Raw genomic sequence first — 12,796 nt, 5'->3', positions numbered from 1 at the left:
GTGTCGCCAGCGTACCCGCTCACCTGCGTCATCGGGACTTAGCGTGGAGACATCAGCGCGAAGTGACCGAAAAGGAGAATTGTGCGACTCGTCGTGGGGATGACCGGAGCGACCGGGGCGCCGCTCGGCGTGCGACTGCTGGAGCAGCTCCGGGAGCTGCCCGAGGTGGAGACCCACCTGGTGCTGAGCCGCTGGGCGCGGGCCACCGCGGAGCTGGAGACCGGGTTGAGCGTCAAGGAGATCGGCGGGCTCGCCGACGTCGTTCACAACCCCGATGACCAGGGCGCGAACATCTCGTCGGGCTCCTACCGAACCGACGGCATGGTGATCGTCCCGTGCTCGATGAAGACGCTCGCCGGAATCCGGGCGGGCTACGCCGACGGCCTGGTGGCGCGCGCGGCGGACGTGACGATCAAGGAACGCCGTCCGCTGGTGATCGTGCCGCGCGAGACGCCGCTGAGCGAGATCCACCTGGAGAACATGCTCGCGCTCTCGCGGATGGGCGTGCGGATCGTGCCGCCCATGCCCGCCTTCTACAACAACCCGGCCTCGATCGACGACTTCGTCGAGCACATCACCGCCCGCGTCCTCGACCAGCTCGACCTGCCCGCCCCGGCGGCGCAGCGCTGGGAGGGCCTGCGCACCGCCAAGCTCAAGGTTTCCTGAGTCCCACGAAGGAGAAGAACAACGATGGCCTACGACGACCTGCGGTCGTTCCTGGATGCCCTGGAGAAGGAGGGGCAGCTGCTGCGGATCGGCGAGGAGGTGTCCCCCGAGCCGGATCTGGCCGCGGCGGCCAACGCGGCGGGCCGCATCGGCGAGGGCGCTCCGGCGCTGTGGTTCGACAACGTCACCGGCTTCACCGACGCGCGGATCGCGATGAACGTGCACGGTTCGTGGCGCAACCACGCGCTGGCCCTGGGGCTGCCGAAGGAGACCTCCACCCGCGAGCAGGTCGAGGAGTTCGCGCGCCGCTGGGACGACTTCCCCGTAGCGCCGGTCCGCCGCGAGGACCCGCCGTGGCGGGAGAACAGCGTCTCCGGCGACGAGGTGAACCTCTTCGACGTGCTGCCGCTGTTCCGGCTCAACGACGGTGACGGCGGGTTCTACCTGGACAAGGCCGCGGTGGTCTCGCGCGACCCGGACGAGCCGGAGAACTTCGACAAGCAGAACCTGGGCATCTACCGGATCGAGGTGATCGGCACCGATCGCCTGGCGCTGCAACCGGTTCCGATGCACGACATCGCCCAGCACCTGCGCAAGGCCGAGGAGCTGGACGAGGACCTGCCGGTGGCGATCACCCTGGGCAACGACCCGGTGGTGCCGATCGTGGCGGGCATGCCGATGGCCTACGACCAGTCCGAGTACGAGATGGCCGGTGCCCTGCGCGGAGAGCCGATGCCGATCGCGACCGCTCCGCTGACCGGTTTCGACGTGCCGTGGGGCTCGGAGGTCGTCATCGAGGGTTTCATCGAGTCGCGGGTGCGGCAGATCGAGGGCCCGTTCGGCGAGTTCACCGGCCACTACTCGGGCGGCCGGCGGATGCCGGTGGTGCGCATCGAGCGGATCTCCTACCGCACCCGCCCGATCTTCGAGTCGCTGTACCTGGGGATGCCCTGGACGGAGTGCGACTACCTCGTCGGCCCGAACACCTGCGTGCCGCTGCTCAAGCAGCTGCGCGCGGAGTTCCCCGAGGTCAAGGCCGTCAACGCGATGTACACGCACGGCCTGCTGGTGATCATCTCGACGGCCAAGCGCTACGGCGGTTTCGCCAAGGCGGTGGGGATGCGCGCGATGACGACGCCGCACGGCCTGGGCTACGTGAGCCAGGTGATCCTGGTCGACGAGGACGTGGACCCGTTCGACCTGCCGCAGGTCATGTGGGCGCAGTCGGCGAAGGTCAACCCGTCCGAGGACGTCGTGGTCGTCCCGAACCTGTCGGTGGTGGAGCTGGCTCCGGCCTCCCAGCCGGCGGGCGTGACCAGCAAGATGATCATCGACGCGACCACCCCGGTGAGGCCCGACGTGCGCGGCAACTTCGGCACTCCCACCAAGGACCTCCCCGAGACCGCCGAGTGGGCCGACCGCCTGCGCTCCCTGATCGCCGACCGCTGAGACTTCCCGCGCGGAGAGGAATTCCGATGCAGACCGTTTGCCCCCGCTGCGCCGACCCGGAGATCCGCACGGTGACGACGTCACCCGTGCCGGACGCCTGGGAGGTGCTGCAGTGCCCGCGCTGCCTGTACATGTGGCGCACCACCGAACCGGCCCGGCGCACCAGCCGCGAGCACTACCCCGAGCAGTTCCGCCTCACCCCGGAAGCCATCGCCAGCGCCTCCGAGGTCCCCACCATCCCGCCGCTGCGCGGCTAGAGCCTCGCGGCGAGGGTGCTCCTACCTTCGCCGTCGAGTTCGACGAAGGCGACGGACCGGCCGGCGAGCGTCATCAGCAGCGCTTCGGCCGGCCCTCGCACCTCCGATCCTTCGCCCCGGCTCCAGTCGAGGTCGGTGGCGGCGACGCGGAGGCCGGCGGAGCGCTTCTTGGCGCCGACCGGGGGCGCCTTGAAGGCCAGGTCCAGCGCCGCGCGGAGGCGTTCCGGCGGGATCTCGCGCGGATGCCCGAGCGGGCGGCGGATGTCCTGGGGTGGATCAGCCCGTCCAGGAACGCGACCATGCCGCCCGCGATCGTGATCGGGCCGGTGGGGCGGAGGTTCGCGCGCAGCCGTTCGAGCAGCTCACCCGTGCTCGCCGAGCGGGACTCGGCGAGGATCAGATCGTTGACCGCCCCCAGCCTGAAACCCGAGCGGGCGGCGCGCCGGAGGAAACCCGGCCAGGTGAGCTCGTCGCAGCCGATGGCGTGGGCGACCACGTCGCGGACCCGCCACCCCGCGCACAGGCTCGGCTCCTCCCACTGCTCGCGGGTGAGCGTTCCCAGGTACTCGGCGAGGTCGGTGCGTTCGGCGACGACCAGGTCCATCAGGTCGGCTCGGCCCATCGAAGTCCTCCAGCTCTCAGGATCCGCTGAGCCTCGCACACGCGCGACCGAGGCGTGTCCGCTTCGGGTGAATCGCGCCCGCAACGCCGGGTCCGGACGCATGGTCGAGCGCTAATTGAATATGATTTTCAAAAGACGTCATCGATGAGGGAGGTCGCCGTGGCCCCGCCGGAGGAACGCCAGATCGGTCGCTACGTGGTCCGCGAGGCCACCCGCCAGGACGCCGCCGGCGCCCGCTCGGTCATGCTCGACACCTTCTACCGGGAGTTCGGCCACGGCTACGACGCCCGCTGGCACCGCGACGTCATCGACATGGACGCCGCCTACTTCGACCACCCCCGCCAAGCGCTGTTCGTCGCCGTCCTCGATGGCGAGGTCGTGGCCACCACCGGCGTGCGCTCCGACGGACCGCAGAGCCCGCCGCACGCCCCGTGGCTGGCCGAGCGCTACCCCTCGGGCACGACAGCGCAGATCTTCCGCGTCTACGTGCGCCGCGAGCACCGCCGCCACGGCCTGGCGCGCGAACTGGTCGACCTGGCCTGCCGCTTCGTCGCCCGCACCCCCGGCTACGACACGATCTACCTGCACACCAACGCCGCCATCGACGGCGCGGAGCCCTTCTGGCGCAGCGTCGCCAAGGAGATCCACGACGGGCGCACCGACCCCGCGCACAGCCCCGCGGTGCACTTCGAGATCCCGATCCCGATCGTGTGATCAGCGGCCGCGCATCCCGCTGAGGGAATGCCAGAACCAGCGCCGGTCCGCCCCCGCCCCTCTCCTGGAGGGCCGGGGACGGACCGGCGCTGCTGTTCGGCCACCTCCGCCCGGTGAACCGCGCGGGTGCTTCACCCCTCCGGGGTTCTCTGAAAGTTTTTCACTGCCAATCGGTTTCAGAACGTGACCGAACCATCCACCCCATCCAGCGATGGCTATTCGCTAGCGCTTTCGAACGCCCGGGTGCACAATTGAAACATCAGTTCGACGAGCGGGATTTCCGTTCGGAGACTTGCTCTTTGACAAATCAAGAGTGGGAAAACACAGGCGCTCACCCGAGAAGGCGCCGCTGCGCGATGTCCAGGAATCCACCTCGACCGGTCTCCACCGCGTACACACCCAGCGATACCGAGAAGCGAATCTCCGAGAGGAGCCGAACATGCGACACGAATTCAGCTCTCACCCGCCCGCCGGCCTGCGCGTACGCCGCGACGAGCCGCGACAGGCCGCGCTCGCCGAACGCGTTGTGCGCGGCCGTGAAATCCAGTGCCGGGTCGTCGACCGCGGCGTCGGTGAAGTCCAGAACCCCTGTCAGACGGCCGGATTCGTCCACCAGCGTATGCCCTGGGTGCAGATCCGCGTGGACCAGGCGCAGATCCGCGGCCCCTGACCAGTACGCGTCGTCGTGGATCCAGGACCGCCAGCGCGCCACCTTCTCCTCGGGCACCACCAGCGCGTTCTCCGCCCGTCCCAGGTGATCGTCGGCCTCCTCCCGGAGGTCGCGATGACCCGAGACCGGCACGCCCAGACGCGCGACGGCGTCGACCCGGGCGCGGTGCAGCTCAGCGATCACCGCGCCCAGGTCGTCGAAGTAGTCGTTCGCCGGTTCCCGCCACCACTGGTACTCCAGGGTCCTCGGGTGTTCCGGCCCCAGCGGTCTGCCCGGGAGCCTGCGGTAGGCGATGAGCTCCGGGGTGCAGATCTCCCAGTCCGGCACCGCCACGGGCAATCGCGGGCGCAGGTGATCGAGCAGCCGGCGTTCGCCCTCGATCAGGTCGCGGACCTCGCGGCGCCGGGGCACGCGCAGGACCCAGCGCGTGCCTTCCGCGTCAACGGCGTGACCGACACGGAAGTCCCATCCGGTCTCGTCGACCTCCAGCACGCGCACCCGAAGGCCGTGCCGTTCCGCGAGCTCCTCCAGCACATCTCGACGCTAGCCGACATGTCCAGTCGAATTCGGCTCAGCCGCTGGCGACCTCGCCCGCGGAGGGGACGTCGTCGGGCAGCAGGAGGCAGAGGTCCTCCAGCGTGGGCGAGGCGGTGCGGCGCAGCCTCTTGGCGTGGCGGGTGACCGCGGCGTCCATGACCTGTCGGGCGTACCGGCCGTTGCCGAACGACGGCCCGCGCGGGGTGGACACGAAGTGCGCTCGCAGCGCCGCGACCGTCGGTCCGGTGCACTCGTACCCCGCGGCGGCCGCGTGCTGGGTGACGATGGTGACCAGCTCGTCGTTGCTGTAGTCGGCGAAGCGCACCCGCTGCGAGAAGCGCGAGGACAGGCCCGGGTTCGCGGCCAGGAACTCCTCCATCTGCCCCTCGTAGCCGGCCGCCACCACCACGACCTCGTCGCGGTGGTCCTCCATCAGCTTGACCAGGGTGTCGATGGCCTCCTGGCCGAAGTCCGAACTGGACCCGCGCTGCGACGACAGCGTGTAGGCCTCGTCGATGAACAGCACCCCGCCCCGCGCCCGGTCGAAGGCCTCGGTGGTGCGGTGCGCGGTGTGACCGACGTACTCGCCCACCAGGTCGCCGCGACCGACTTCGACGACCTGACCGCGCTGCAGGATGCCCAGCGCCGCGAGGATCTCGCCGTAGAGGCGGGCGATCGTGGTCTTGCCGGTGCCGGGCGGTCCGCCGAAGATCAGGTGCCTGCTCAGCGAGGGAACCGGGAGCCCGGCGGCCTGTCGCTGCTTGGCCGAAGCCAGCAGGTCGACCATGTTGCCGACCTCCGACTTGACGTCGGCCAGGCCCACCATGTGGTGCAGCTTGTTGAGCAGGCTCTCCACCTTGGCGGTGTCGGCGCTGGCCGCACCGGCACCGACGCCGCTGCCCGGCAGCGCCCCGATGTCCTCCGGCAGCAGCCGGGTCATGGCCACCGGGTTGAGCTCGGGGTCGTCGGCGAGGCGGTAGGCCTGGCGGCCGATCATCTCCTCGAAGACCTTGCGGGCCGTGCGGCCGTTGCCGAACGCCTCGTCGCGCGGGTACTTCGCGAAGTAGCCGAGCACCGCCTCGCGGGTCTCGAACTCCAACCGGTAGTCGTTGGCGCGGCACATGCCCTCGACGATGGTGACCAGCTCGTCGTTGCTGTAGTCGGCGAACTCGATGGTCCGCGAGAAACGAGAGCCCAGGCCCGGGTTGGTCGCCAGGAACTTGCGCATCTCCATCGTGTACCCGGCGACGATGACCACGACGTCCTCGCGGTGGTCCTCCATCAGCTTGACCAGGGTGTCCACCGCCTCCTGGCCGAAGTCGGCGCCACCGCCGCCCCCACCGGAGAGGGTGTAGGCCTCGTCGATGAACAGCACGCCGCCGAGGGCCTTCTCGAAGCACTCGGTGGTCTTCAGAGCGGTTCCGCCGACGACGCTGGCCACCAGGTCGGCGCGCCCCACCTCGACGAGCTGGCCGGTGCGCAGCACCCCGAGTTCCTTGAGGATCTGGCCGTAGAGCCGGGCCACCGTCGTCTTGCCCGTACCGGGCGATCCCGCGAACACCAGGTGCCTGCTCATCGGCGGCATCGGCAGCCCGACCGCGGCGCGCTTCTCCGCCATCTGCTCCAGGCGGGTCAGGACCTCCACCTCGCGCTTGACGTCGGTCAGGCCGACCAGCGCGTCGAGCTCGTCGAGGAGTTCACCGAGCCTGCCTTCCGAACCGCGCTTGCTCGTGGTGGGTTCGGGTTCGCGACCGGACTCGCTCGGCGGCTCGTCGCCCGCGCTGCGCGAGCTGCCGAACCGCTGCGTGTCGTCGGATTCGGGGGCGGCCTCGCCGGAATCGCTCTCCGGGTCGCCGTTCTGCGCGCTGGTGATGCCGCTGAGCCGCAGGTTGTCGCGCCGCACCTGCACCCGCACGCCCGCGCCGCCGTTGTCCTTGGTCACGGTGTCGCGGACGCTGATCGACTCGGTGGAGCCGACGACGATGCCGTCGGCAGCGTTGCCGGAGATCTCGCACCGATCGAGCACACCGGAGGAACCGGCGGCCCATTCCAGGCCGTTGACCTCGCACCCCCGGATGCGGGTCTGCTCCAAGGCCACCGAGGACGTTCCGGATGCCTTCACGCCGTGCTCGCCGGCGTCCGAGAGATCGCAGCCGCGCAGCACCGCCTGGCCGTCGGTCACCAGCACCGCGGTGCCCGCGCTGCCCGCGACGGTGACCCCGCGCAGGTCGGCGGAGCTCTGCTCGGCGACCCGCACACCGACCCCACCGACGGCGGAGATCGCCACGTCGTCGGCCTCGATCCCGGCGTTGTCCGCCAGCAGCACGGCGTCGCCGGTCGTCTCGACGACGGCGCCGCCGGTGACCGTTGCAGTGGCGCCGCGGATCTCGATGCCCGCACCTTCCGGGCGCCGCAGGGTCAGCTCCCGGAAGGTCCCGGTGCCCTTCTCGGCCACCACCACCCCGGCACCTCCGGCACCGGTCACGTCCAGCCCGGAGAACGTCGGCGAGGCCCCGGCGATCCACACCCCGGCGTCGCGGGAGTCCACGACGGTGCACTCGCCGAACTCGCCCCGGGAGTCCTCCAGCACGTGCAGGCCGTACCCGGCGGGCTTCTCGACGCGCAGCCGGTGGATCTCGGGCTCGGCCCGCTGCACCAGCACCACGCCCTGGGCCGCCGGTGCGGTGATCGTGCAGTTCTCGATCAGCGGCGTCGACCGCGACGCGACGAGCAAACCGACGCCCGAGGACTCGGTGATGGTGGTGCCGCTGAGGCGGAACGAGCTGTCGCCCTCGACCACCACCGCGGGGTTGCCCGCGCGCACGATCCGGGAGTCGCGCATCGCGCCACGAGCGCGTTCGGCGGCCAGCACCGCGCTGCCCTCGGTGTCGGCGATCGTGCACCCGACGAACTGCGGGTCGGCGTCGGTGCGGATCACCACCGCCGCGGCCTTGACGTTGCTGATCGTGCAGTTGCCGAAGTGCCCTTCCGCACCGTCGATGGCGATCACACCGGCACCGCCGGGGTTGCTGAACTCGGTGCCGTTGGCGCTGGCCTCGGCCTGGCCGTGCACGTAGAGCGCGGCGGCCGAGGACGCCTCGACCCGGCACTCCTCCAGCCGCAACCGCCCGGTGGAGACGTCGATCGCCGAGGTCTCGGAGCCGCTGTGGCCGAGGACGATCCCGGACAGCACGGCGGACTCGGTGGCCATCACGATCGCCGGGTCACCGGTGGACTCGATGCGCACGCCACCGGCCGCGCCTGCCGCCGACAGCGTCACCTCGCGGCTGAGCACCACCGATTCGGCGTAGGTCCCGGGTTGGATGGAGATGACGTCGCCGGTGGTGGCCGAGGCGATCGCGTCCCCGATGGTGCGGAACGAGTCCGGCGCCGTCGCCGAGACCGACAGCATCGATCGTGTGTTGGTCATTCTCGCCCCAGGTTCTCGTCTGCGGGTTCGGGTGATGCGGGCGCGGTGAGCACGCCGATCGCGCGGTGCAGGTCCAGCCGGCCGAGCCCGGGAGGCTCGGGATCGGCGGCGACCACGTGCGAGATCAGGTCGGGGTCCGGCGCCAGGTGGTAGCGGTCGAGGTAGTAGCAGACCGCGTCGTTCCAGACCCAGGTTCCGTCGGAGCGGAAGTTCAGCGGGACGGTGCGGTTCGGGTCGATGACGTCGGGCATGACCCGCTCGGTGGCCATCGCGATCGCTCCCGACCCCAGGTAGGCCAGCAACCGTTGCCGCTGCGCCGCTTCGGCCCGCGGGTGGTCGGGCCGGAAGAACGGTTTGCCGACGGTGTCGGCCCCGTCGAAGACGCGGGCCAGCCGCGCGGGCGGAGCCGGGTCCCAGACCAGGTCGGCGGAGGCCAGCGCCGCTTCGTGGTAGCCGGTCGGAGCGTCGGCGAAGACCTCCACGCGGGGGCTCCCGCCCGCTTCGGCGATGCCGTGCTGAATCTCGGCGGTGAGCTCGATCAGGTCGGCGTCGTCCTCGGCCTCGACGAGGTAGACCGCTTCGGTGGTCTCGGCCGACACCCGGCCGCTGCGCCACAGCGCACGCGCTCCCCCGACGCGTTCGGCGGAGCGCACCGCGGCGTCGTCGGACTCGCCCGAGGACTCCCGGGTGAACCGCCAGGGAGGTGGTTCGGTGGCGCGCGGTGCTTCCGCGAGGACCACCGGGTCGAGGCCGTTGGCCTGCGCCAGCGCCGCGATCAACTCGATCTCGGCCTCGGTGAGCGCCAACCCGAGATCGACGGCGGCGATCAGCGAGTCGGCGATCTCGTCGAGCTCGTCATCGGCCAGGCAGGTGCGCAGCGACGCGAGCTCGGCGTCGGGGATCCGGCCCGCCAGCTGCAGCAGCAGCCGGTGCACCTCGGCGGGTCCCGGGCTCACCGATCGACCGCCGCGGGGGTCGCGAACGGGTTCGCCGGTTCGCCCAGCAGCACCGAGTACCGGTCGCGGTCCGGTTCGGAGCCTCCGGTGGGGGACTTCTCGTCGCGGTGCTTGGCGGCCTCGGTGAGGCGTTCCAGCACGCGGGCGTCGTGCTTCTGCCGCGCTTCCTCGGAACGCTGCTTCTTGCCGACCTCGGTGAGCAGCACGCGTCCGGCGTCGGCTTCGACGGCCAGCACCCGGTAGGAGGTCGCGGGCGGGAACACGACGTCGGCGGCGTTCTCGTCGGCGGCCAGGCCGCCGAGCCGTCGGGCGGTCACCGACCAGATCAGCAGCTCCACCGACCCCGGCACCCCGGCGGCATCGTCGGAGACGCCGAGCATCGGGGCGGGTTCGATCAGCTCGCTGCCCACCACGTAGTCCGCGACCGTCTCCGCGTCACCCGGGCCACCGCGCACGACCAGGCCCTGCAACGACGGGAGCCGTCGCAGACCGCCTGCCAGGCAGGAGATGAACGGGTAGTGCGACGCGGCATCACCGGTGCGGATCGCGTTGACGAGCTCGCGCTGATCGGAGGTGGCGAACACGTGCACGGCCGCGAGTTCGGTGAGCATCACGTCGTCGACCGGCATCCCGCCGCGCAACCCGGGGCGTTCGGCGAGCAGACGCGTCACCGAGCGCGTCGCGGCGTCGTACTTCCAGCCCAGGGACTTCTTGAACTGCTGCCGATCCTCCTCCGTGCTGGAGTGGTCCTTGAGCAGCAACGGCTTCAACGCGGCAGCGGCGACCTGGTCATCGCTGCCGACCTGCTCGGCCTCCCCCACCTCCTCGGCAGCGGCTTGCTCCTCGACAGCGGTGTGAGCATCAGCAGCGACCTCAACCGACTCGGCCACGCCGACCGAGGAGATCTGGTCCGCAGCGGCGTCGTCGCGCTGCTCGGCGACCGACTCCGATGCGCCGTCGTCGGCGACGACCTCGGCCTGCTCGCGCGCGTCGTCGGGAGTGGTTGCGGGCGAATCGGTTTCGACCGCCGGAGCCGCAGCGGTGTCGGCGGCGACGTTCGGGACGGCGGCGACGTTCGGGATGGCGGCGACCGCGTTGGTCGCCGCAGCCACGACCGGAACCGCAGCGCTCACAGGGGCGGGCGCGTGCACCGGGGGCAGGACCGGAGCCGGTGCGGGTGCCCGGTTCGCAGCGGCAGGAGCGATCGGAGCAGGTCCGGGCGCGGCGGCAGCCGCGGCTGCCGCCGGGGCCGCGGGCCGGCTGACGGGGGCGACCGGAGCAGAGGTCGGTGCTGGGGTGATCGGCGCTGGTGGGATCGGCGCTGGCGTCGGCCCCGAGGCGACCGGCACGGGTGGCGCGACCGGCGCGGGTTTCGGTGCCTCGGGCGCCGCCGGTTCTGGGCCATCCGGTTCTGGACCATCCGGTTCAGAAGTCGCGTCTTCGGCAGCCGGTTCCGGGTCGGGCTCCGGCTCGGTCCGCTTCATCGACGGGAGCGGGGTGCTGGACGCCACGACCGGGATCTGCACCGAGCTCGCGGTGACCGGAACCGAAACCGCACTCGCAACAACCGTTTTCGACTCCGCAACCGGGTTTTCCGGCACATCGGACGTGCTCTGCTCGCCCGGTGCTGACACAGCAGGTTCCGTCTCGGCAGGTCCCGTCTCGGGCGACGCCGGCATGTCCTGCGAAGGGACCTCGGTCACCTGCGTCGACTGCGGCTGCGACAGCTGGGGCAGCGGTGTCGCAGGTCCGAGCGACGCAGGCACGGGCGGCCCGGACACCTCGCTCACCACCCGAACCACCGGCGTCGCCGGAACGTCCGGAGCGGCGGGGTTCCCGGTCGGCACCGCGGGAGCGGGCGCCCCCGGTTCACCGGGCTGCCACCCGTCGCCGGCGGGGCGCATCCGGCCTTCGGCGTCGACGGTGACCGGCGAGACGATGCGCAGCGGCTCGGTCGGCTGGTGCCGGATCGGGTGCTGAACAGCCGCCGGAGCGGCAGGCTCGGACTGAGCGGCGACCGCAGGAGCGGACGGCCCCGGCTGCGGGAAGGCCGGTGTCGGGCCCGTGCTCGGGACGGCGGCCACCCCGCTCGGCGGGGCGGGAATCCACGCGACCGGCTGCCCGTCGGCCAGACCGGTGGGAACCACGCCGGAACCGGCTTCCCAGGGGTGGGAGCGCAGCGGCGCGTTCGGGGCGACCGCCACGGCCGGGCCCGGACCCGCGGTGCCGAGCACGTGCACGTCGACCTTGAGCGACGCGGCCAACCGGCCCAGGTAGTCGGGTCCTGCGTGCGGTGTCGCGACGAGGCGGAGGCGTTCGCGAGCCGCGGCGGGCAGTTCGGAGGCGAGGCGTTCCACCGCGGTCAGGACGCGTTCGGGCGGCGGGCCGGCCGCGGAGCTGACGACGAGGTTGACCGCCTCGGGCGAGATGGGCAGGCGGGAGGCGACGGGGTCGATCGGCACCCGGACGGGTCGCACGAGCAGGCCGGTGGCCAGCACGTCGACGAGCCACCCGTCCTGCAGCCAGAACGTCCCGGCTCCTGCGCCGGTGAGCCCGGACACCGGCGGCAGCCAGTTGCGCGGGGTCGGTGGAACACCGGGCTGGTAGGTGCTTTCGAGGACGAACGGCAGCCAGCTGACGTTGCCCGTCTCGTCGGGAACCAGCCAGGTCTGCCCGCCCTCCGGCAGGTACTGGGGCACGGCGTGGCAACCGTGCACCGCTTGCCCGAGCAGTTCGGCGAGCTGCTGCGCGACGGGGCGCACGCTCACGGGTTCCGGCCCGTAGCCGATCAGGCCGAAGGTGTCGCGCATGGGCGCGGGGAGCCCGCTGACGAACGCAGCGAGCGCTTCCGTGGCGGGCTGCGGTTCGCCGGGCGCGCCGATGACGACGGCGAGCCGGTTGCGCGACAGCGGGAGCCGGAAGCCGACGTCGCTGTGCGGACGTGCCGGTTGCCCAGCGGCCCGCACCCACACCCCGGCCGGGATGGGGGTGATGGTGATGCGCGGGTCGATCGGCCGGGTGCGCAGGCTGGTCGACAGCCCGTCCTGCCACTCCGGGATGGGATAGCGGGGGCCCTCGTGGGTTTTGGAGGCGCCGGGCCGGAAGCCGACCCAGCCGGTCTGCTCGCCCGCGGAGAAGAGCTCACCGCCGGGCAGCATGACCAGGTCTCCGTCAGGCGCCACGACCTCGACGTCGAGCGCCTCGGCCAGTCGCAGGGCCAGCGGCCGGGACCCGTTCGGGGCGGCGAGACCGGCCCGGGGCGAGAGCAGCCTGATCGCGGGCAACCCCACGCCTTCGGGGCGCAGCTCGGCCCGCAGTCGTGCCAGCACCTCGGGTTCGAGCTGGTCGAAGACGGGCAGCGCTGCCTCGTCGATGTAGATCTGGGTGCGCCCGTCGGCGAGGGTGAACGGCGGCGGGATCGGCACAGCCGCTTCCTCCGCACGCACGATCACACCTGCGCCCGTTCGCTCGACGACCAAGGCGGCCATGTGGCGT

9 protein-coding genes are annotated in these 12,796 nt (G+C 71.6%); 4 read left to right on the top strand and 5 right to left on the bottom strand.

Annotation, left to right across the window (positions count from 1 at the left end; genetic code table 11):
• The first annotated feature begins 81 nt into the window (after positions 1-81).
• The 3 genes from REH65_RS26065 to REH65_RS26055 are packed head-to-tail and all read left to right on the top strand — an operon-like array spanning position 82 to position 2,372.
• The gene (locus REH65_RS26065) at positions 82-666 is read left to right on the top strand and encodes a non-oxidative hydroxyarylic acid decarboxylases subunit B (RefSeq protein WP_406689505.1); all 585 of its coding nucleotides are present in this window, start codon (positions 82-84) and stop codon (positions 664-666) included.
• 24 nt (positions 667-690) lie between these two features.
• Positions 691-2,115 (top strand): non-oxidative hydroxyarylic acid decarboxylases subunit C, encoded by a 1,425-nt coding sequence (locus REH65_RS26060; RefSeq protein WP_406689504.1) that lies wholly within the window; start codon positions 691-693, stop codon positions 2,113-2,115.
• A gap of 26 nt (positions 2,116-2,141) precedes the next feature.
• Complete coding sequence (locus REH65_RS26055) at positions 2,142-2,372, top strand: non-oxidative hydroxyarylic acid decarboxylases subunit D (protein ID WP_406689503.1); 231 nt, start codon at positions 2,142-2,144, stop codon at positions 2,370-2,372.
• 73 nt (positions 2,373-2,445) lie between these two features.
• Here the strand turns inward: REH65_RS26055 and REH65_RS26050 are convergent, their stop codons facing one another.
• Positions 2,446-2,994 carry a maleylpyruvate isomerase N-terminal domain-containing protein gene (locus tag REH65_RS26050; protein WP_406689502.1) on the bottom strand — a complete coding sequence of 183 codons (549 nt, stop codon included), beginning with the start codon at positions 2,992-2,994 and terminating at the stop codon, positions 2,446-2,448.
• 144 nt (positions 2,995-3,138) lie between these two features.
• Here REH65_RS26050 and REH65_RS26045 point away from each other — a divergent pair, with 144 nt between their 5' ends.
• The gene (locus REH65_RS26045; RefSeq protein WP_281453900.1) at positions 3,139-3,708 is read left to right on the top strand and encodes a GNAT family N-acetyltransferase; all 570 of its coding nucleotides are present in this window, start codon (positions 3,139-3,141) and stop codon (positions 3,706-3,708) included.
• Positions 3,709-4,039: 331 nt separating this feature from the next.
• Here the strand turns inward: REH65_RS26045 and REH65_RS26040 are convergent, their stop codons facing one another.
• The 4 genes from REH65_RS26040 to REH65_RS26025 are packed head-to-tail and all read right to left on the bottom strand — an operon-like array spanning position 4,040 to position 12,789.
• A complete protein-coding gene (locus REH65_RS26040; protein ID WP_406689501.1) occupies positions 4,040-4,912 on the bottom strand; it encodes a macrolide 2'-phosphotransferase in 873 nt (290 codons plus the stop codon).
• Positions 4,913-4,949: 37 nt separating this feature from the next.
• On the bottom strand, positions 4,950-8,345 hold the full coding sequence (locus REH65_RS26035; RefSeq protein ID WP_406689500.1) for a right-handed parallel beta-helix repeat-containing protein: 3,396 nt from the start codon (positions 8,343-8,345) through the stop codon (positions 4,950-4,952).
• Positions 8,342-9,301 carry a hypothetical protein gene (locus tag REH65_RS26030; RefSeq protein ID WP_406689499.1) on the bottom strand — a complete coding sequence of 320 codons (960 nt, stop codon included), beginning with the start codon at positions 9,299-9,301 and terminating at the stop codon, positions 8,342-8,344. The genes REH65_RS26035 and REH65_RS26030 overlap by 4 nt, the downstream gene beginning before the upstream one ends.
• Complete coding sequence (locus REH65_RS26025) at positions 9,298-12,789, bottom strand: hypothetical protein (RefSeq protein WP_406689498.1); 3,492 nt, start codon at positions 12,787-12,789, stop codon at positions 9,298-9,300. Before REH65_RS26025 ends, REH65_RS26030 begins: the two co-directional genes overlap by 4 nt.
• Between the last annotated feature and the right edge of the window lie 7 nt (positions 12,790-12,796).

Origin of the sequence: Saccharopolyspora sp. ID03-671 (genome assembly GCF_045278815.1) — a bacterium.
Taxonomy (GTDB): Bacteria; Actinomycetota; Actinomycetes; order Mycobacteriales; family Pseudonocardiaceae; genus Saccharopolyspora; species Saccharopolyspora ipomoeae.
Note: the sequence above shows the minus strand (reverse complement) of the source record. Positions and strands in the feature narration are given on the sequence as shown.

What these genes read in the sequence shown, in the direction of transcription:
- REH65_RS26060 (WP_406689504.1), top strand. Translation starts at nt 691, where the DNA reads ATGGCCTACGACGACCTGCGGTCGTTCCTGGATGCCCTGGAGAAGGAG.
- REH65_RS26055 (WP_406689503.1), top strand. Translation starts at nt 2,142, where the DNA reads ATGCAGACCGTTTGCCCCCGCTGCGCCGACCCGGAGATCCGCACGGTG.
- REH65_RS26050 (WP_406689502.1), bottom strand. Translation starts at nt 2,994, where the DNA reads ATGGGCCGAGCCGACCTGATGGACCTGGTCGTCGCCGAACGCACCGAC.
- REH65_RS26045 (WP_281453900.1), top strand. Translation starts at nt 3,139, where the DNA reads ATGAGGGAGGTCGCCGTGGCCCCGCCGGAGGAACGCCAGATCGGTCGC.
- REH65_RS26035 (WP_406689500.1), bottom strand. Translation starts at nt 8,345, where the DNA reads ATGACCAACACACGATCGATGCTGTCGGTCTCGGCGACGGCGCCGGAC.
- REH65_RS26025 (WP_406689498.1), bottom strand. Translation starts at nt 12,789, where the DNA reads ATGGCCGCCTTGGTCGTCGAGCGAACGGGCGCAGGTGTGATCGTGCGT.